The sequence below is a fragment of the Aureimonas sp. AU4 genome (assembly GCF_001463765.1).
In the GTDB taxonomy this organism is placed as follows: Bacteria; Pseudomonadota; Alphaproteobacteria; order Rhizobiales; family Rhizobiaceae; genus Aureimonas.
Genome location: NZ_BBWK01000041.1, coordinates 23,423 through 42,222 on the forward strand (window position 1 = coordinate 23,423; position 18,800 = coordinate 42,222).

The following is an 18,800-nucleotide window of genomic DNA, read 5'->3' on the forward strand; positions in this document are numbered from 1 at the left end:
CGGAACGTGCGAGGTCGAACACCCATGAACACCGTCAAGACCGCCATGCTGATCGCCGGCATGACCGCCTTGTTCATGGGCGTCGGGCTTCTGATCGGCGGCCCGCGCGGCATGATGGTGGCGCTGGCCATCGCCGTCGCCACCAATCTGTTCGCCTACTGGAACGCCGACAAGATGGTGCTGCGCATGCACCACGCGCGCGAGGTCGACGCCGCGAGCGCGCCGGACTTCCACCGCCTCGTCGCCGACCTCGCCTCGCGCGCCGGCCTGCCCATGCCGCGCGTCTTCGTCATCGACAACGACCAGCCGAACGCGTTCGCCACGGGCCGCAACCCCGAGAACGCGGCGGTGGCGGCCACCACCGGTCTTCTTTCGCGGCTCAGCCGCGACGAGATCGCGGGCGTGATGGCGCACGAGCTCGCCCACGTCCAGAACCGCGACACGCTGACCATGACCGTCACCGCGACGCTGGCCGGCGCGATCTCGATGCTCGGCAACTTCGCCTTCTTCTTCGGCGGCTCGTCGAGCGACAACCGCAACCCGCTCGGATTCGTCGGCGTGCTTCTGGCGATGATCGTCGCCCCGCTCGCCGCTATGATCGTGCAGATGGCCGTGTCGCGCACGCGCGAATACTCGGCCGACCGGCGCGGCGCCGAGATCTGCGGGAACCCCCGCGCGCTGGCCTCGGCGCTCGCCAGGATCGCCGAGAGCGCGGGCCGCACGGTGAACTACGACGCGGAGCGCAACCCCGCGACCGCGCACATGTTCATCATCAACCCGCTCAGCGGCCAGCGCATGGACGGGCTCTTCTCGACCCACCCCGACACGCAGAACCGCATCGACGCGCTTCTCGCCATGGAGGCGGGCACGGGTGGGGGCTTTTCCGCCGCGCCGCGCTCGGCCTTCGGCGCGGGCCTCGACCACGCGGCCGGCACGCGGGGCCTGCGCCGTCCCGGCGGCTCGGTTCCCGCCAGCCGTCCGCGCTCGCGCCGCGGCCCTTGGGGCTGATCCGCTTCCGCCCTTGCCGCCCGGTCCCGGGGGGACCATAGGAACGGGATGGATCGTCCCCCCTCCTCTCCGCAGCGCCCCCGGCGCCCCGCCCCATCCAGGACGGCTCCCGCCGCCGAGCGCCCGAGCCTGGCCGACGACGCGCAGCGGCCGGGCCTCGGCGCCCGGCGCGTCGCGTCGCGTCTGCTGGCCGCCGTCGTCGACGCGCGCACCTCGCTCGACGGGCTGACGGATCGCGGCAACGGGCACCCCGAGTTCCGCAAGCTGGAGGGTCGCGACCAGGCGCTGGTGCGCGCGATCCTGCTCGCCGCGCTGCGCCGGCGCGGCACGATCGAGGCGATCCTCGGCGACTGCCTGGAAAAGGCACTGCCGCCGGGCGCGAGCGCGCTGCGCCACATCCTCCACGTCGCCTCGGCGCAGATCCTGTTTCTGGACGTGCCGGACTCGGCGGCGGTGGATCTGGCGGTCGCGAGCGCGCAAGCGGATCCGCGCTCGGCGCGCTTTGCCAACCTCACCAACGCCGTCCTGCGCCGCATCGCGCGCGACAAGGAGGCCTTTCTCGCCCGCTTCGACGATCCCGCTCTCGACGCGCCGCGCTGGCTGCTCGACCGGCTCGAGGCGGCCTACGGCGCGAACGGGGCGCGTGCCATCCTCCACGCCCAGCGCGTGCCCGCGCCCCTCGACCTCAGCTGCCGCGAGGACCCAGCGCTCTGGGCCGAGCGGCTCGGCGGAACGCTCCTGCCCACCGGCACGGTGCGCCTGGGCGCGCGCGAGACCGGTGCGGTCGACCAGATGCCGGGCTTTGCGGAAGGGGCATGGTGGGTGCAGGACGCCGCCGCCGCCCTTCCCGCGCACCTCTTCGGCGACATGGCGGGGCTACGCGCGCTGGACGCCTGCGCCGCGCCCGGCGGCAAGACCGCGCAGCTCGCGGTGGCCGGGGCCCGCGTCACCGCGCTCGACATCTCCGCCTCGCGCCTCCGGCGCCTGCGGGGCAACCTCGCGCGGCTCGGCCTCGAGGCCGAGACGCACGAGGGCTCGATCGAGAGCTTCACGGACGAAGAGGGCTTCGACGCCGTGCTGCTCGACGCGCCCTGCTCCTCCACCGGCACGATCCGCCGCCACCCGGACGTGCCCTTCACCAAGACGGCGGACGAGGTCGAGAAGCTGGCCGGCGTGCAGGAGCGCCTTCTGCGCGCCGCGGCCGGACTCGTGCGTCCGGGCGGGCTCCTCGTCTTTTCCAACTGCTCGCTCGATCCGCGCGAGGGCGAGGAGACGGCGCGGCGCTTCCTGGCCGAGCGCGGCGAGTTCCAGCTCGTGCCGGTCGTCCCTGCCGAGGTGCCTGATATCGAGGAGGCGGTGACGGCGGAGGGCTTCCTGCGCACGACGCCCGCCATGCTGCGCAAGGACACCGCGGAACTGTCCGGCCTCGACGGGTTCTTCGCCGCCCGCTTCCGTCGCGTCACGTGAAGAACAACAGCCACTTAAGCTTCCGTTAACCCTGATCGACGAAAGTCCTCGTCGGGGCAGACAAGGATTCAAGACTTCGCTTCACGCCCCGGCGACGGCCGGCCCGCCTCGAAGGGGCCAGGGCCGCCGATGGAGGGTTTGGGCGGCATGACCACGGGCTTTGTGGACGAACCCCGCCTTGCGGGGTTGATGCTACGCGAGACGGCGCGCCGCGCGATGGCGGGCCTGCGCGCCCTCGTCCGCATGCCCGCCACCGCCGAACCGCTGATGGCGGGACCGCGCGACTACCGCCGCGCCGACGCCTCGGTCGCCCGCGCCTTCTATGTCGGCCACATCGCCCTCGGCGGCCATGTCGTGGAGCTGCACGGCCGCCCCCTGTTCCAGAACAGCGACGAGCCGGCCAACTGGCTCGCCGAACTCCATTCCTTCGCCTGGCTGCGCCACTTCAGCCAGAGCGGCGACGCGCTCTCCTCCGAACACGCCCGGGCGCTGATCGCCGACTGGCTCGCCCTGCCGCGCCGACGCCGGGCGCGCGTCTCGCGCGACCACGAGACGACGGCGCGCCGCGCCATCTCCTGGATGAGCCACGCGCCGGTCATCCTGTCGGGCGCCGACAGCGCCTTTTCGCGCCGCTTCTCGCAGGCGCTCGCCGCCGAGCTGCGCTGGCTGCGGCGCACCGCGCGGTCCGCGCCCGACGGCCTGCCGCGCCTTCGCGCCGCGATCGCCGTGGCGCTCGGCGCCGTGTGCCAGCCCGAGCGGCGCGCCTCGGTGCGCCAGGCGACCGCGCGCCTCGCCGAGGAGCTCGACCGCCAGATCCATCCCGACGGCGGCCACGTCTCGCGCAATCCCGGCGTCCTGGTCGCGATCCTCGCCGACCTGCTGCCGCTCGTGCAGCTTCTCCAGGCGCGCAACCAGATCGTGCCGCGCGGGGTCTTCTCGGCGCTCGACCGCATGCTGCCGGCGCTGCGCTTCTTCCGCCACGCCGACGGGGCGCTCGCCCTGTTCAACGGGGCGGGAGCGCCCGACAACCACCTCGTCGCCGCCATCCTGCGCCACGACGAGAGCCTCGGCGAGCCGCTCAGCCAGATGCGCCAGACCGGCTACCAGCGCCTCGCCGCCGGGCGCTCCGTGCTGCTCGCCGACACGGGCCTGCCGCCCGAGCCCGGCGTCTCCTCCGAGGCTCATGCCGGGACCCTGTCCTTCGAGTTCTCCTCGGCGGGCCGGCGCCTCATCGTCAACTGCGGAGCGCCCCAGCGCCTCGACGGGGGCTGGCGGCGCCTATCGCGCACCACGGCCGCCCATTCGACGCTGACGCTGAACGACCATTCCTCCTCGCGCTTCTCGCGCTCCGAGGCGCTGGACCGCTTCCTCGGCGGTCCGCTCCTGCCCGGCCCGACGCGCGTGCCGCTCACGCGCGACGACGGCACGCACGGCCAGACCCTGGTCGCCGCCCATGACGGCTACCGCGCCGCCTTCGGCTTCGTCCACGAGCGGCAGATGACGCTCTCGGAAGGGGGCACGGTGCTGGACGGGGTGGACCGGCTCTTTCCCTCGGCCGGGCGCGGCGCCAAGCTCGAGGCGCAGGAGCCCATCGGTCTCGTTCGCTTTCACGTCCATCCCGATGTCCGGGTCGAGCGGATCGGCGAGGCGGTGCGGCTGGCGGCGGGCGAGGAGGTCTGGTGGTTCACCGCCGACACGACCCCGGAGATCGAGGACTCGATCTTCTTCGCCGATGCGGGCGGCATGCGCCGCACGCGCCAGATCACCGTGGCGCTCGACTGCCTGGAGCAGCCCGAGCTCGCCTGGCGCCTGGAGCGCGGCTAAGGGTTCCGCCGCTCGCTTCGCGATCCCGCCGCCTTATCTGGCGGCCGAACGGATCGGAGCGCGACATGACGACGGCACGGCTTCTCGGCGCACTCGCGCTTCTTCTGGCCCTGTCGGGCTGCGGCGGCATGAACCGCGCGGTGGGCGTCCTGCCCAACACGCTCGACAACCTCCGGCGCGACACCGCCCCCTTGCGCGGCGCCGAGCAGCCGGGCGACCGGGCGCTGCGCGACACCAACCGGCCGCTCTGAAGGCGTCCGCCTTTGTTGTCTCGGTGAGGCGACGCGGCTAAGGGGAGGGCGATTTTCCAGCCCGACCCGAGGAAGGCTCCGCCCATGGCCGTCGCCGCCAACACCACGCCCGTTCCCGACCGCGTGCCGCTGCGCCGCGCGCTTCTGTCCGTCTTCGACAAGACCGGCATCGTGGATCTGGCGCGCGCGCTCCACGAGCGTGGCGTGGAGCTCGTCTCGACGGGGGGCACGCACCGCGCCCTCGCCGAGGCCGGCCTGCCGGTGCGCGACGTCGGCGAGCTGACCGGCTTTCCCGAGATCATGGACGGGCGCGTCAAGACGCTCCACCCGCTGGTGCATGGCGGGTTGCTGGGCATCCGCGACGACGCGGCCCATGCGCAGGCGATGTGCGAGCACGGGATCGGCGCGATCGACCTTCTCGTCGTGAACCTCTACCCGTTCAGCGAGACGCGGCGTTCGGGCGCGCCGTTCGCCACGATCCTCGAGAACATCGACATCGGTGGCCCGGCCATGATCCGCGCGGGTGCCAAGAACCATGCCTATGTCAGCGTCCTGACCGATCCGGCGGACTATACCGCGCTCCTCGACGAGCTCGATCGGAACGGGGGCGAAACGACGCTCCACGCCCGCCGCCGCTGGGCGGGCGCCGCGTTCGCCCAGACCGCCGCCTACGACAGCGCCGTCTCCGCCTGGTTCGCGGAAGGCGAGGAGAGCATCCCGAAGCGCCTCGCGGTCACCGGCGTCTCGGCCGGATCGCTGCGCTACGGCGAGAACCCGCACCAGCGCGCGAGCTTCTACCTCGACGGCAGCCATCGCTTCGGCGTCGCGACCGCGCGCCAGGTGCAGGGCAAGGAGCTCTCCTACAACAACATCAACGACACCGACGCCGCCTTCGAGCTCGTCGCCGAGTTCGATCCCGAGCGCACGGCGGCGGTCGCCATCATCAAGCACGCCAACCCCTGCGGCGTGGCGGAAGGCGCCTCGCTGATCGAGGCCTACGGCCGCGCGCTCGCCTGCGACCCCGTCTCGGCCTTCGGCGGCATCGTCGCCCTGAACCGTCGGCTCGACGCCGTGTCGGCCCGGGCGATCACCGAGGTCTTCACCGAGGTCATCATCGCCCCCGACGCCGACGAGGAGGCGGTTCGTATCGTCGCCGCTAAGAAGAACCTGCGCCTGCTTCTCACCGGCGGCCTGCCGGACCCGCGCACCGGCGGCACCGTGATCCGATCGGTCGCGGGCGGCTTCCTCGCGCAGACGCGCGACAACGGCGTGGTCGACGACCTCGACCTTCGCGTCGTCACCAAGCGACAGCCGAGCGCGGCCGAGATGGCGGACCTGCGCTTTGCCTTCCGCGTCGCCAAGCACGTGAAGTCGAACGCCATCGTCTATGCCCGGGATCTCGCCACGGTCGGCATCGGCGCGGGTCAGATGAGCCGCGTGGACTCGGCGCGCATCGCCGCGCGCAAGGCCGAGGACGCCGCCAAGGTGGCGGGCGGCGAGGTGCTGACGCGCGGCTCGGCGGTCGCCTCGGACGCCTTCTTCCCGTTCGCCGACGGTCTTCTTTCGGCGGTCGAGGCGGGCGCCACGGCGGTGATCCAGCCGGGCGGCTCGATGCGCGACAACGAGGTGATCGAGGCGGCGGACGCCAACGGCATCGCCATGGTCTTCACGGGGATGCGCCACTTCCGGCACTAGCGCGGAACCGCTTGCGGCGCGGCGGGCGCGGGCGCAGATTGCGCCCGCAACGATCTCCAGGGAGAAGACCGATGGCCAAGGGCCAGATGCGTTCGAACAAGGAAACCCGCAAGCCCAAGGCCGACAAGAAGGTCAAGGTCGACGCGGGCGCCCAGACCGTGCCCGGCAAGTTCGCCGCGCCCCAAAAGGACGCCGGCAAGAAGTAACGAAGAAGGGGCGGCCGGATCGGTCGCCCCTTTCGCGTTCTGCCCGGCCGAGCGTGCGCTTCGACCTAGCTGAGCAGACGCTTCAGCCTAGCCGAGCGTGCGCTTCAGGAGCGCGCCGAGGCGCGGGACGCCCTCCGTCACCGCGCGCTCGTCGGCCAGCGTGAAGGACAGGCGCAGCGTGTTGGTGCCCGAGCCGTCGGCATGGAAGGCGCCGCCCGGCACGAAGGCGACGCGCGCCTCGGCCACCGAGCGGGCGAGAAGCGCGGCTGCGTCGACGCCGTCCGGCAGCGTCACCCAGACGAACATGCCGCCCTCCGGCCGGCTCCAGGTGACGCCCGCCGGCATGTGCGCCTCCAGCGCCGCGAGCAGCGCGTCGCGCCGGGCGCCGTAGGCCGCCTTCAAGCGCTCGACCTGCGCATCGTAGCTCGCCTGCGCGACGTCGAGGATCGCCATCTGGTTGATCGAGGGGCTGTGGAGGTCGGAAGCCTGCTTGGCGAGAACCAGCTTCTCGATCAGGGGCTTCGCCGCGCAGATCCAGCCAACCCGCAGGCCCGGCGCCAGGATTTTGGAGAAGGAGCCGCAGTAGATCGTGCGCGTCGCCTCGATGCCGCCCGAACGCGCGCAGTCGAGCGCCAGGATCGGCGGCACGTCCCGGCCCTCGTAGCGCAGCGCCCGGTAGGCGGCGTCCTCGATCACCGCGCAGTCGAGCTCCGTGGCAAGGTCGAGCACGCCGTTGCGCGCCGCCTCGTCCAGCGTCTCGCCGGTCGGGTTGGCGAAATCCGGCACGAGATAGCTGAACTTCACGCGACCGCCGTTGCTGGCCGCCGCCGCCCGGTAGGCGTCCGGCGTCGTGTTGCCGCCGACCGGCGTCAGGCGGTCGTAGCGCGGCTCGTAGGCGTTGAAGGCCTGCAGCGCGCCGAGATAGGTCGGCCAGGTGACGAGCGCCGTGTCGCCGGGCGACAGGAAGAGCTTGCCGAGATAGTCGAGCCCCTGCTGCGAGCCCGAGGTGATGAAGATGTTGGTCTCGTCGCAGGGCACGCCGAGCTTGCCCATCTCGCCGGCCAGCCACTGGCGCAGCGGCCGGTAGCCCTCGCTCACCTGGTACTGCAGCGCCTGGTTCGAGGTGGCCGGCGACAGGACGCGCCCGTAGGCCTCGCGGAAGGCCTCGTGCGGGAAGAGCGCGGGGTCCGGGATGCCGCCGGCGAAGCTCACGATGTCGGGCTGGTCGAGAAGCTTCAGGAGCTCCCGGATCTCGGACGCGCGCATGCGCGAGGATCGGGTGGCGAAGAGTTCGGTCATGTCCATGGATGGTTCCTCCGGCGGCAAGCTGTGGAGCATGACCGAAATTATGTCAACAATGCTGACCTATTTCATAAGGTCGACATTCGATCGCGGGCCGGAGGGCGCGACCCCTCCGGCCGGCGCGATCAGGGCGCGACGTCCTGCAGGAGGCCGGCGGCGAGCGTCAGGCGCGCGACGCTGGTCTCGCCCGTGCCGGCCAGCTGGCCGAGCCGCTCGGCCGCGCGGGCGAGCGCGGGCCCGTGTTCTGCCTGGAAGCTGTCGGCGGCGTGCTCCGCGTCGCTCGCGCCCTGGAGCGCCTTGGCGACGAGGCGGCGGCGCTCGCGCAGGATCTGGCTTGCCGCCCGCTCCAGCGCCAGCGTCTCGTAGTAGTCGGTCGGCCGCAGCTGGGCGATCGCACCTTCCAGCCGGCCGATGCGCAGCATCTGCGTGACCGCGAAGAAGGCGCGCACCGTTTCCTCGATCGCCGTTCCGGTTTCACGTGAAACACGCTCGATGTCGGGCAGGAGCGCCAGAAGCGGCAGGAGGGCGAGGTCGCTCGCTAGATCCTCGTCCAGGCCGCGCTCCTGCCACTGCGCCTCGCGTGCCTGGAACTCGGCGCGTGCCCGCTCGCTGACGAGGCTGGGCAGGACGGGTCGCAACTCCTCGGCGCGCGAGCGAAGGCGGGGCACGACCTCGGCGAGCGGCTCGGCCGGCAGGCGCAGGAGGATCGCCGTCGCGGCCTGAAGGAACTCGGAGATCGCGGCATAGAGCTCGTTCTGCCGGTCGCCCGGCAGCGCCGCGTCGAGCGCGTCGACGCGGGCCACGAGGTCGCCGATGCGGAAGCCGTCATAGGCGGCGAGGAAGCGTGCCGCCACGTCCTCGGCCGGACGCCCGGTCGCGTCAATGAGCGTCGTGGCGTAGGAGGGGCCGAGCCGGTTGACGAACTCGTTGGCGACCGCCGTCGCCACGATCTCGCGCCGCAGCCGGTGGGCCGTGATCGCACCGGCATAGCTCTGGCGCATGGCCGGCGGGAAGTAGCCGGACAGGCGTCCTGCCAGATACGGGTCGTCCGGCAGCGCGCTCGCCGCCAGATGGTTGAAGAGGTCGATCTTCGCATAGGCGAGGAGCACGGCGAGCTCGGGGCGCGTCAGGCCCCGGTCCTTGGCGCGAAGGTCCGCGATCTGCGCGTCGCCCGGCAGGAACTCGACCTCGCGGTCGAGCGCGCCTTGCGCTTCCAGAGCCTGCATGAAGCGCTGCTGGAGCGACAGGCGCGAGGCGCCCGCGCGCTCCTCCAGCGACAGGGCGAGCGTCTGGTCGTAGTTGTTGCGCAGCACGAGCCGGGCCACGTCCGGCGTCATCTCGGCGAGCAGCTTGTCGCGCTCCGCCATCGGGAGCGAGCCGGCGCGCAGGGGACCGCTCAGCGCGATCTTGATGTTGACCTCGACGTCCGACGTGTTGACGCCGGCCGAGTTGTCGATCGCGTCCGTGTTGAGGCGCACGCCCGCGCGGGCCGCCTCGATGCGGGCGCGCTGGGTCAGGCCGAGATTGGCGCCCTCGCCGACGACCCTGGCGCGGATCTGGCGGCCGGTGATGCGAAGCGCGTCGTTGGCGCGGTCGCCGACGTCCGCGTTGGTCTCGACGCTCGCCCGCACGTAGGTGCCGATGCCGCCGAACCACAGGAGGTCCACCGGCGCCTGGAGGATCGCGGTGATGATCTCGGCCGGCGTGCCGGTCCGCTTGTCCCAGCCGATGGCGGCGGCCGCCTCCTCGGACAGGGTGACGCGCTTTTCCGAGCGGCTGACGACGGTGCCGCCGCGCGACAGGCGCGAGGCGTCGTAGTCGCGCCAGGAGGAGCGGGGCAGCTTGAACAAACGCTCGCGCTCGGCGAAGGCCACGGCCGGGTCAGGATCGGGATCCAGGAAGATGTCGCGGTGGTCGAAGGCGGCGACGAGCCGCGTCTGGCGCGACAGGAGCATGCCGTTGCCGAAGACGTCGCCCGACATGTCGCCGCAGCCCACACACGTGAAGGGCTCCGACTGGATGTCGAGCGCCCGCCCGTCGCGGCCCATCTCGCGGAAGTGGCGCTTCACCGCCTCCCAGGCGCCGCGCGCGGTGATGCCCATGGCCTTGTGGTCGTAGCCCGCCGATCCGCCGGAGGCGAAGGCGTCGCCCAGCCAGAAGCCGCGCGCCAGCGCCACCGCGTTGGCGGTGTCGGAGAAGGTCGCCGTGCCCTTGTCGGCGGCCACCACGAAATAGGGGTCCTCGCCGTCGAAGCGCACGAGGCCGTCCGGCGTCACGGTGCGGCCTTCGGCGTCCACGTTGTCGGTAAGCGACAGGAGCGAGGCGATGAAGACGACATAGGCCGAGCGGCCCGCCTCGAACCAGCTCTCGCGACCGGCGGCCGGATCGGGCAGGCGCTTGGGGAAGAAGCCGCCCTTGGAGCCGACCGGCACGATCACGGCGTTCTTGACCTGCTGCGCCTTAACGAGGCCGAGCACTTCCGTGCGGTAGTCCTGCGAGCGGTCCGACCAGCGCAGGCCCCCGCGCGCCACCGGGCCGAAGCGCAGGTGGACGCCCTCGACGCGCGCGTCGAACACGAAGATCTCGCGATACGGGACGGGCGCGGGCAGGCCCTCGATCCGATGGGGGTCGAACTTGAAGGCGAGCGCGGGCTCGACCGCTCGCGGCGTCGAGCCCGAAGCGGCCGAGACCGCGGGCACGGTGAAGTAGTTGGTGCGCAGCGTCGCCAGGATCTCCGCCAGGAAGCGGCGCAGGACGCGGTCCTCCTCCAGGCTCGCCACCTTGTCGAGCGCCTCGAGGATGCGCCGCGCGGGCGCGGTGACGCCTCGCTCGGCCGCCTGCTGCAGCGCCGGGTCTTCGGTCGTCTCGGCCCGGCGCTCGCGCGCGGGGTCGAAGCTTTCGCGAAACAGCGCGAAGAGGTCGGCGGCGATGCGCGGATGGCGCTCCAGCACCTCGGCCGCGAAATCGGTCGCCGCGCCCACGCTCTGGCGCATGTGGCGGGCATAGGCGCGCAGGACGTTCGCCTCGCGCCAGTCGAGCCCGGCGCCCAGCACCAGCGCGTTGAAGCGGTCGTTCTCGATCCGCCCGTCGGTGACCGCCGAGAAGAGCTGCTCCAGCGCCACGCCCTCGTCGCTCAGGTGCCCGCCGTCGGCACGCCGGAGCGTCATGTCGTGGAGGAACACGGCCGTCCCGTCCGGCCGCGCCAGGCGGAAGGTGCGCTCGGCCACCGCAGAGAGGCCCATGTTCTCGAGGATCGGTACGCGCCGCGACAGCGGCAGCGCTTCCCCGAGGTTCAGGACCTTGAGGCGCAGCGTGCCCGCCTCGTCGCCCTCGCGCCGGTAGAAGTCGACATGGATCGGCCGCGTCTCGTCCAGCGCCAGCGCGCGCCAGCCGTCGGCGACCGCCTCTTCCGGCTCGACGGCCTCCTGGTAGCTCGTGGGAAAGCCGGCGCCCATGGCGAGCATTTCGCTGTGCGAGCCGGTGCCCCCGATCGCCGCCTCGAAGGCCTGGCCCCAGTCGCGCGCGATGCGGGCGACCTCCGCCTCGATGGCGGCGACGTCCGGCTGCGGGGTCGCGCCGCCCCGCCGCCCGATGATGAAGTGGATGGTGGCGAGCGAGCCTTCCGGGAAGGCGGGATAATAGGCCGAGACGTGGCCGTCGTAGCGCTCGGCGAGCAGGCGCCCGATCTCGTCGCGCATGCGCGCGTCGTAGCTCTCGCGCGGCACGAAGACGAGCACGGAGACGAAGCGGTCGAACCGGTCGACGCGCGGCAGGACGCGCACGCGCGGTCGCTCGCCGAGCTCCACCACCACGCCGACGTAGCGCTCCAGGAGATCGAGATCGATCTGGAACATCTCGTCGCGCGAGTAGGTCTCCAGCGCGACCGTCAGCGCCTTGTCGGCATGGGATCGCGGCGGGAAGCCGAAGCGCTCCCGCACGCTCTCCGCCTTGCGCCGAAGATAGGGAATGGAGGCGAGCGGGCGCGTATAGGCCGAGGAGGTGAAGAGGCCGACGATACGCGTCTCGCCCACGAGGCGCCCCGCCTCGTCGCGGTGCTTGACGCCCACATAGTCCATGTAGACGCGGCGGTGGACGCGCGAGCGGCTGTTGGCCTTGGCGACGATGAGGGGCGCGGGCTCCAGGAGGAAGCGCCGGATGGCGTCGGGCGTCTCGCCGTCGTCGTCGCGGCGCAGGACGCGCACGCCGGGATCGCGCAGGATGCCGAGTTCCGAGCCCTCGACGCGGCGCAGCGCCTCGCCGTCCTCGTGGTAGGTGAAGCGCCGCAGACCGAGGAAGATGAAGTTGTCCTCGGCCAGCCAGCGCAGGAGCTCGGCCCCTTCCGCCTTTTCGGCGCGAAGGTCGCCGTCGCCCTCCCGCGCGCCTTCCGTCAGCAGCGCGTCGGCCAGCCGGTTCGCCTCGGCGCGCATGGCCGAGAAGTCGCGGTTGGCGAGCGTCACCTCGCGCAGGATGCCCCGGATCGCCTGCTCGAGCCGCGCGTCGGCGTCGGGATCGGGCAGGGCGGTGATCACGGCCTGGATCACCGACAGGCGCGCGTCCGCATCGCCGCCCGCCCCCTTCGGGCCGGCGGCCTCGAAGCGGCGGATGCGTCCCTCGCCGTCGCGCTCCACGTGCAGGATCGGATGGCTGATCGCATGGATGGCGGGCGCGCGGTCCGCGATCTCGGCGATCGTGGAATCGAACAGGAAGCTCATGTCGTCGTGGACGATCGTGATCAGCGCGAGCGTGCCGAGCCCCTCGTCCTCGACGCGGCGCACGTCCACGGGCGAGGCGCCGGGCCTCTGCTCGGCGAGAAGGCCGGCCGCCGTCTCGCAGGCCCGCGCCAGCGTCTCGGCCGACAGCGCCCGGAGATCCTCGGCGGGCGGGCGGGCGAGAAGCAGGGGCGCCAGGGCCGAGGCCTCGGGCAAGGGCCCCAGATGCTCGCGGACCTGCCTCAGGATGGCTGCCTTGAACCCGTCTTCGATCATCGTTCCCGTCTCCCTCGGCCGTTGACGGCCCTTGGCGGCGCCCGCTCCCAAGTGGCGCCGCCCCGTGTCATGTCCACGGGACGAGGGGAGCCGCAACCCCTTTTTGCATCCGACGCCAGGGCTGTGCGCCGTTGCCTTCGGCACGCTTTTGGCGCAGGGTTCGCGCCGATGACGACGCCCCATCGCACCCCTTCCGGTCCCCTTCCGGCGGACGCCGACCGCCGGCGCGAGGCGGACGCGATCCTGCGCCGCGTCGGGCAGGAGACCGATCCGCAGACCGGCGTGATGGCAAGGGCGATGACGGCGGGCGCCTGGCGCCACCTCACCGGCGGGGATGCCGATCCGGCCGACCGCGCCGAGGTCTGGGGCCGGCGCGTCGGTCGCCTCGGCGGCCTCGTCGCCTTCGTGGTCTTGGCCGCCCTTCTCGTCCTGCAACTGGCCTGATCCATGCTGTCCGCCGTTCCTCCGCCCGAGCCCCCGCGCGCGGGCGACAAGCCCGCCGTGATCTCCATCTCCTCGCATGTCGCGCGCGGCACGGTGGGGAACCGCGCCGTGGTGTTCGCGCTGGAATCGCTCGGCCACCCGGTCTGGAGCGTGCCCACCGTCACCCTGCCTTGGCATCCCGGGCACGGACCCTCGACGCGTCTCGTGCCCGATGAAGCCGGCTTCGCAAGCTTCGTGTCGGACCTGTGCGAGGCGCCCTGGCTCGGCGAGGTCGGGGCGGTAATCACCGGCTATTTCGGCGCTCCCTCGCAGGTGCCCCACGCCGCACGGCTCGTGGACGCCGTGAAGCGACGCAACCCGGCCGCCCTGTTTCTTTGCGATCCGGTCGTGGGCGACGGCGCGGCGGGCGGCGAGGGCGCCGCGCGCCTCTACCAGCCCGAGGCGACGCTCCACGCGATCCGCGACGAGCTGATCGGGCGTGCCGACATCGCGACGCCCAACCGCTTCGAGCTGGAGCTCCTGACCGGGCTGGAATTTTCCGACAACCGCCACCTCGTCGAGGTGGCGAGCGCCCTCGGCCCCGCGCGCGTCGTCGTCACCTCCGCCTTTCCGCTTCTTCGCGGAGGCATCGGCAACCTCCTCGTCGACGGCGAGACGGCGCTTCTGGCCGAGCACCGCCGCATCGAGCGCGTGCCGCACGGGCTGGGCGACCTGACGGGCGCCGTGTTCCTCGCGCGTCTCCTGGCCGGAGCGCCGGCGGAGAAGGCACTGCAGTCGACCACGGCCGCCGTGTTCGAGATCCTGGCGCGCACCACCAAGCGGGGCGCCGACGAGTTGACGCTGGAAACCGACGCCGACGTCCTGCGCTCGCCGCTCGCCATGGTGCAGATGCGGCGGCTCGCGCCCGCCGGCGGCGGGTTCCGCGCCTGAGCCAGCGGGCGCTTGCGGGCGTCGACGGCTGCCGGGGCGGCTGGATCGCCGCGATTCAAGAGGCCGACGGCCGCTGCGAACTTCGGCTCTTTGCCGGCTTCACGGCGCTTCTAGAAGCGCTCGACCCCGATGCCCTCGTTCTCGTCGACATGCCGATCGGCCTGCCGGAGCGCATCCGGGGACCGGGCCGGGCCGCCGAGCAGGCCGCGCGGCCGCATCTGGGCGCGCGGCGCGGCTCGATCTTCTCGATTCCAGCCCGCGCTGCCGTCGAGGCGGGGCGGGGGCCGTTCCGGGACGGCGCGGCGCGGCGCGGGGCCTATGCCGAAAGCTGCCGCCTCGCGCGCGAGCTGTCGGAGCCGCCGAGCGCGGTGTCGATCCAGGGCTTCGGCCTGTTTCCGAAGATCCTCGAGATCGACGATCGCCTGAGGGCCGAGCCCGAGCTGGCGGCGCGCGTTCTCGAAAGCCATCCCGAACTCGTCTTCGCCGGCCTGACCGGCGCACCCTGCCGCTACGCCAAGACGGGGGCGGCGGGCGCGGCGGAGCGGCGGGCGATTCTTCTTGCGCACGGCCTGCCCGCCGCGCTCCTCGATGCGGCCCGGCCAAGCGGCGCGGCCGAGGACGACCGGCTCGACGCCTGCGCCCTTCTTCTCGCCGCCCGCCGCCGGCGGGATGGCTTGACCCGCCGGTTTCCCGAGCCGCCGGAGCACGACGCGCACGGTTTGCCGATCACGATCCACGCCTGAATTGTGTGCAACTGCAAAACTCCGCTAGAAGCTGACCAAATCACGTCGGAGGTCTCGCCATGTCGCTTCTTCCCGAACAGCTCCTCACCGGCTACCGCCGCTTCATCGAGGGGCGCTACCTGCAGGAAACCCAGACCTATCGGCAACTGGCCCGCGACGGCCAGACGCCGGAGACCATGGTGATCGCCTGCTGCGACTCGAGGGCGGCGCCCGAGACCATCTTCGGCGCGGGCGCGGGCGAGCTCTTCGTGGTGCGCAACGTCGCCAACCTCGTGCCGCCCTACAATCCCGACGGCGACTTCCACGGCACCTCGGCGGCGCTGGAGTTCGGCGTGCAGGCGCTGAAGGTCCGGCACGTCGTGGTGATGGGCCACGGGCGCTGCGGCGGCATCAAGGCGGCGCTCTCGCCCGATGCCGAGCCGCTCTCGCCGGGCGACTTCATCGGCAAGTGGATGTCGATGGTGGAGCCGGTGGCCAAGGGCGTGGCCGCCAACGAGCTGATGACGCCGGGCGAGCGCCAGACCGCGCTGGAGCGCATCTCGATCCGCCACTCCATCGCGAACCTGCGCTCCTTTCCCTATGTCGCCGAGCGCGAGCGGGCGGGCGAGCTCACGCTGCACGGCGCCTGGTTCGACATCTCGACCGGCGAGCTGTGGGCGATGGACGGCGAAACCGGCGACTTCCAGCGCCCGCTGGTGGACTTCGACGAGCCGAGCCTCGCCTGATCCGCGTGGCGCGGCGAGCACAATCGGGGCCTGCGTCGGGGAAAAGCGCGGGCCGCGCCTTGCCCAAACGCCATCGCTTGCATTTTAACCATTCCACGACAGCGCCTGCGGCACGAAAAGGACCCGCCCGATGACGAACTGGACCCGAAGCGGTGCGGCTCTCCTGACACTGGGGCTCCTGGCCGGCTGCACCTCCGCCGGGCCGAACCTGTCGGGCGGCGGGGGCGGCATCGCGCCGCTGACGCCCGCGCCGACCGGGCAGGTCTACTCCAACCGCCTGCCGCCCCCGCCCCCGCCGCCGGCCGCGCCCGTCACCCAGACGCCCGCCCCCACGACCGACACGGCGGCCGCCACGCCCGCTCCCGGCGCCGCCAGCGCTCCGGTCCAGACCGCCTCGGCCTCGCCGGTGACGCGCGAGAGCCTGGTGGGCGCCTGGCGCGTCTCGTCGGGCGGCGGCAACTGCCAGATCTTCATGGCGCTGACCCAGTGGACGGGCGGCTACCGCGCCGCCTCGCGCGGCTGCCCCGGCCAGGTCGCCGACGTGTCGGCCTGGGACGTGTCGGGCAGCCAGGTCGTCCTGAAGGACTCGGGCGGCTCCACGGTCGCCACGCTCTCCAACGCGGGCGGCACGCGCTACGAGGGCACGACGGCGGGCGGCCAGCAGGTCAGCCTCTACCGCTAGGCTCCGAGGCGCAGCATCAGCAACGGATCCGTCTCGCCTTGACGCCGCCCCTCGAAGGCTACGGCACGGTCGGTGCCGAGCGCGGGCCCGTGCGCGCCGAGATCGACCGGCGCGTGGCGGCCGGGCTCCTGCAGCCCGACCCGCTCCAGCGCCGGCTCGCCGACCGGCTCGACGCGCTCGGCCGCCGGTTGCGCGAAAGCCGCCTGCCGGCCAAGTCCAGCGCGCTCGGGTGGCTGTTCGGGCGCGCCAAGCCGGCCGAGGCCCCGCGCGGCCTCTACGTCCATGGCGGCGTCGGGCGCGGCAAGTCCATGCTGATGGACCTCTTCTTCGAGCTCGCGCCCGAGCCCCTCAAGCGGCGCACGCACTTTCACGCCTTCATGGGCGAGATCCAGGGGCGCATCAATGAGCAGCGTCGTCTCATGCGCGACGGGAAGGGCGAGGGCGACGACCCGATCGCGCCGGTGGCGGCGGCTGTCGCCGCCGAGACGCGCCTCCTGTGCTTCGACGAGTTCACGGTCACCGACATCGCGGACGCGATGATCCTGTCGCGCCTGTTCGAGGCCCTGTTCCGGCACGGGATCGTGCTGGTCGCCACCTCCAACGTCGCGCCGCGCGACCTCTACCGCGACGGCCTCAACCGCCCGCTCTTCCTGCCCTTCGTGGACCTTCTGGAAGCGCGCTGCGACGTCTTCTTCCTGGACGCCCCGACCGACTACCGCCTCGAGGGCGAGGAGGAGGACGCGGTGGTGATCGCCCCGCTCGGCCCGGAAGCGGAGCGGCGCATGGATGCGGCCTGGGCGCGAACGCTGGGGGGACGGAGCGAGGCGTCCGAGCGCATCGAGCATCGCGGCCGGGCGCTGGAGGTTCCGCGCGCCGGCAACGGCGCGGCGCGCTTTCCCGCCTCGGCGCTTCTCGACGCGCCGCTGGGCGCCGCCGACTTCCTCGCGATCGCCGAGCGCTACGGCACGGTGCTGATCGACGGCGTGCGGGTGATGGGCGAGGGCGAGCGCAACGCGGCCAAGCGCTTCATCCTTCTCGTCGACACGCTCTACGAGCAGCGCCGCCGGCTGGTGATGACGGCCGAGCGCCCGGCCGAGGCGCTCTACGAGGGGCAGCGCGGCACCGAACGCTTCGAGTTCGCGCGCGCCCTGTCGCGTCTCACCGAGATGGGATCGCAGGACTACCTTGCCGAGACGAGGGCGCGAGAGGCGGCGGCGGTCTAGCGTCGCGCGGCCGCGATCAGGCCGGAACGAGGTGTCCGGCCGCCAGGGTCGCCGGTATCTGGCCGTCCAGCGGATAGAGGATGCTGCGGTTGCGGCCCGCCGCCTTGGCCCGGTAGAGGGCGGTATCGGCCTTCTGGAAGAGTTCGGCGAGCGACGTGCGCCCGTCGCCGCAGGCCGCGATGCCGATCGAGACCGTGGCGCGGATGGGGTCGCCGGCCGCGCGCGGCGTTTCCAGCCGCTCGATCGCCGCGCGGATCGCCTCGGCGCGCCGGAGGGCGGCGTCGGTTCCCGAACGCGGCAGGAGAACCGCGAACTCCTCGCCGCCATGGCGCGAGCAGCGCTCGAAGCGTCCCGCATCGGCCTGGAGCCGGTCCGCGACCGTCTGGAGCACGTCGTCGCCCACGTCGTGGCCGAAGCGGTCGTTCACCGACTTGAAATGGTCGATGTCGATCAGGAGCAGCGAAAGCGGCGCGTCCTGGTCGAGCCCGCGCGCCTCCACGAAGGCCGCCTCGAAGCCGCGGCGGTTGAGAAGGTTGGTGAGCGGGTCGTGCAGCGCCTCGCGAACCAGAAGCCGCTCCTGCGCGATCTGCTTCATCTCGCGCTCCACGAGCTTGCCGAAGGCGACCGCGCCCGCGAGCGAGGCGAAGAGGAGCGTGGAAAGCGTCGGCACCAGCGTCTGGGCGTTCCACGTGGCGGGAACGAACAGAAGCGGCAGGGGATGAAGCGCGATCAGGCCGCCGAGCACGAGAAGGTGCCGCAGGCGGGTCGCGCGCTCGTGCCGGGTGCGCCAGCGCCAGGCGAGGCCGAGGATCGCCACGAACACGATCGAGGCGCAGCCCGCGACGTAGATCCCGCCGAGATGGATGCGGTAGAGGCAGGTGGCGAGTGCCGTCGCGAGCGCCGCCGGCCAGCCGCCGAAGGCGCCGGCAAGGCCCGTGATGACGGCGCGCAGGTCCACCACCACGCCGTTGTCGAAGCGCGCCGGCTCGGACATGGCGATCAGGCCGCAGATCGCGAACAGCGTGCTCGTCAGCGCGGCCTGCAGGAGCGGCGGGCTGCGGTGGCGCTGCAGCGTGCCGAACAGGATGGCGATCACGGCAAGCTGGCCGACGCCGTTGCTCAGCATGATCGCGAAGGCCAGGACCTCGGCCATGGGCATTCCATTCTCGGGTCGTCTTCGTCCGTGCGCGAACTATGGCGCTGCGGTGTTAACGTTGCCTTGGCATCGACCTGCAAAGGCGAGGGGATGCGAGAAAAGTTTCGCCCGGTCGCGGATGGCGCCACGACCTTGTTTTCGCACCGCAATGCGATTGAC

Annotated in this window: 15 protein-coding genes; 12 read left to right on the forward strand and 3 right to left on the reverse strand. The window is 72.4% G+C overall.

What is annotated here, in order from left to right:
* Positions 1 to 24: 24 nt before the first annotated feature.
* From htpX to AUL35_RS23065, 6 genes are all read left to right on the forward strand, one after another.
* Complete coding sequence (htpX, locus tag AUL35_RS12775) at positions 25 to 1,008, forward strand: zinc metalloprotease HtpX (RefSeq protein ID WP_062015340.1); 984 nt, start codon at positions 25 to 27, stop codon at positions 1,006 to 1,008.
* Between the two features lie 48 nt (positions 1,009 to 1,056).
* Positions 1,057 to 2,475 (forward strand): RsmB/NOP family class I SAM-dependent RNA methyltransferase, encoded by a 1,419-nt coding sequence (locus AUL35_RS12780; protein WP_062015341.1) that lies wholly within the window; start codon positions 1,057 to 1,059, stop codon positions 2,473 to 2,475.
* A gap of 147 nt (positions 2,476 to 2,622) precedes the next feature.
* Complete coding sequence (locus tag AUL35_RS12785) at positions 2,623 to 4,299, forward strand: heparinase II/III family protein (protein ID WP_156417981.1); 1,677 nt, start codon at positions 2,623 to 2,625, stop codon at positions 4,297 to 4,299.
* A gap of 65 nt (positions 4,300 to 4,364) precedes the next feature.
* Positions 4,365 to 4,550 carry a hypothetical protein gene (locus AUL35_RS12790; RefSeq protein ID WP_062015344.1) on the forward strand — a complete coding sequence of 62 codons (186 nt, stop codon included), beginning with the start codon at positions 4,365 to 4,367 and terminating at the stop codon, positions 4,548 to 4,550.
* An 84-nt stretch (positions 4,551 to 4,634) separates the two neighbouring features.
* Positions 4,635 to 6,245, forward strand: coding sequence for a bifunctional phosphoribosylaminoimidazolecarboxamide formyltransferase/IMP cyclohydrolase (purH, locus tag AUL35_RS12795; RefSeq protein ID WP_062015345.1), 1,611 nt, complete (start codon positions 4,635 to 4,637; stop codon positions 6,243 to 6,245).
* A 71-nt stretch (positions 6,246 to 6,316) separates the two neighbouring features.
* Positions 6,317 to 6,451, forward strand: a complete 135-nt coding sequence (locus AUL35_RS23065; RefSeq protein ID WP_280137339.1) for a hypothetical protein — start codon at positions 6,317 to 6,319, stop codon at positions 6,449 to 6,451.
* Between the two features lie 87 nt (positions 6,452 to 6,538).
* Here AUL35_RS23065 and AUL35_RS12800 read toward each other — a convergent pair whose 3' ends face one another.
* Positions 6,539 to 7,756 (reverse strand): PLP-dependent aminotransferase family protein, encoded by a 1,218-nt coding sequence (locus AUL35_RS12800; RefSeq protein ID WP_062015347.1) that lies wholly within the window; start codon positions 7,754 to 7,756, stop codon positions 6,539 to 6,541.
* Positions 7,757 to 7,878: 122 nt separating this feature from the next.
* The gene (locus AUL35_RS12805; protein WP_062015348.1) at positions 7,879 to 12,738 is read right to left on the reverse strand and encodes an NAD-glutamate dehydrogenase; all 4,860 of its coding nucleotides are present in this window, start codon (positions 12,736 to 12,738) and stop codon (positions 7,879 to 7,881) included.
* A gap of 168 nt (positions 12,739 to 12,906) precedes the next feature.
* Between AUL35_RS12805 and AUL35_RS12810 the strand changes: the two genes are divergently transcribed.
* The 6 genes from AUL35_RS12810 to zapE all read left to right on the forward strand — a co-directional run bounded on the left by AUL35_RS12810 (position 12,907) and on the right by zapE (position 17,485).
* Positions 12,907 to 13,182, forward strand: coding sequence for a hypothetical protein (locus AUL35_RS12810; protein WP_062015350.1), 276 nt, complete (start codon positions 12,907 to 12,909; stop codon positions 13,180 to 13,182).
* Positions 13,183 to 13,185: 3 nt separating this feature from the next.
* Entirely contained in the window at positions 13,186 to 14,112 is a 927-nt protein-coding gene (gene pdxY / locus AUL35_RS12815) for a pyridoxal kinase PdxY (RefSeq protein WP_062015351.1), read from the forward strand.
* Positions 14,109 to 14,855, forward strand: a complete 747-nt coding sequence (locus tag AUL35_RS12820; protein WP_062015409.1) for a DUF429 domain-containing protein — start codon at positions 14,109 to 14,111, stop codon at positions 14,853 to 14,855. Before pdxY ends, AUL35_RS12820 begins: the two co-directional genes overlap by 4 nt.
* Before the next feature lie 59 nt (positions 14,856 to 14,914).
* A complete protein-coding gene (locus AUL35_RS12825; RefSeq protein ID WP_062015353.1) occupies positions 14,915 to 15,580 on the forward strand; it encodes a carbonic anhydrase in 666 nt (221 codons plus the stop codon).
* A 130-nt stretch (positions 15,581 to 15,710) separates the two neighbouring features.
* A complete protein-coding gene (locus AUL35_RS12830; RefSeq protein WP_062015355.1) occupies positions 15,711 to 16,262 on the forward strand; it encodes a protease inhibitor Inh/omp19 family protein in 552 nt (183 codons plus the stop codon).
* A gap of 38 nt (positions 16,263 to 16,300) precedes the next feature.
* Entirely contained in the window at positions 16,301 to 17,485 is a 1,185-nt protein-coding gene (gene zapE / locus AUL35_RS12835; protein WP_244493766.1) for a cell division protein ZapE, read from the forward strand.
* Between the two features lie 16 nt (positions 17,486 to 17,501).
* On the opposite strand, the gene AUL35_RS12840 is transcribed toward zapE, so the two are convergent.
* Positions 17,502 to 18,638, reverse strand: a complete 1,137-nt coding sequence (locus AUL35_RS12840) for a diguanylate cyclase (RefSeq protein WP_192847092.1) — start codon at positions 18,636 to 18,638, stop codon at positions 17,502 to 17,504.
* Positions 18,639 to 18,800: the final 162 nt, after the last annotated feature.

Excerpts from the sequence above, each read along its gene's own strand:
- htpX (WP_062015340.1), top strand. The coding sequence starts at position 25 with ATGAACACCGTCAAGACCGCCATGCTGATCGCCGGCATGACCGCCTTG.
- AUL35_RS12780 (WP_062015341.1), top strand. The coding sequence starts at position 1,057 with ATGGATCGTCCCCCCTCCTCTCCGCAGCGCCCCCGGCGCCCCGCCCCA.
- AUL35_RS12785 (WP_156417981.1), top strand. The coding sequence starts at position 2,623 with ATGACCACGGGCTTTGTGGACGAACCCCGCCTTGCGGGGTTGATGCTA.
- AUL35_RS12790 (WP_062015344.1), top strand. The coding sequence starts at position 4,365 with ATGACGACGGCACGGCTTCTCGGCGCACTCGCGCTTCTTCTGGCCCTG.
- purH (WP_062015345.1), top strand. The coding sequence starts at position 4,635 with ATGGCCGTCGCCGCCAACACCACGCCCGTTCCCGACCGCGTGCCGCTG.
- AUL35_RS23065 (WP_280137339.1), top strand. The coding sequence starts at position 6,317 with ATGGCCAAGGGCCAGATGCGTTCGAACAAGGAAACCCGCAAGCCCAAG.
- AUL35_RS12800 (WP_062015347.1), bottom strand. The coding sequence starts at position 7,756 with ATGGACATGACCGAACTCTTCGCCACCCGATCCTCGCGCATGCGCGCG.
- AUL35_RS12805 (WP_062015348.1), bottom strand. The coding sequence starts at position 12,738 with ATGATCGAAGACGGGTTCAAGGCAGCCATCCTGAGGCAGGTCCGCGAG.
- AUL35_RS12810 (WP_062015350.1), top strand. The coding sequence starts at position 12,907 with ATGACGACGCCCCATCGCACCCCTTCCGGTCCCCTTCCGGCGGACGCC.
- pdxY (WP_062015351.1), top strand. The coding sequence starts at position 13,186 with ATGCTGTCCGCCGTTCCTCCGCCCGAGCCCCCGCGCGCGGGCGACAAG.
- AUL35_RS12825 (WP_062015353.1), top strand. The coding sequence starts at position 14,915 with ATGTCGCTTCTTCCCGAACAGCTCCTCACCGGCTACCGCCGCTTCATC.
- AUL35_RS12830 (WP_062015355.1), top strand. The coding sequence starts at position 15,711 with ATGACGAACTGGACCCGAAGCGGTGCGGCTCTCCTGACACTGGGGCTC.
- AUL35_RS12840 (WP_192847092.1), bottom strand. The coding sequence starts at position 18,638 with ATGGCCGAGGTCCTGGCCTTCGCGATCATGCTGAGCAACGGCGTCGGC.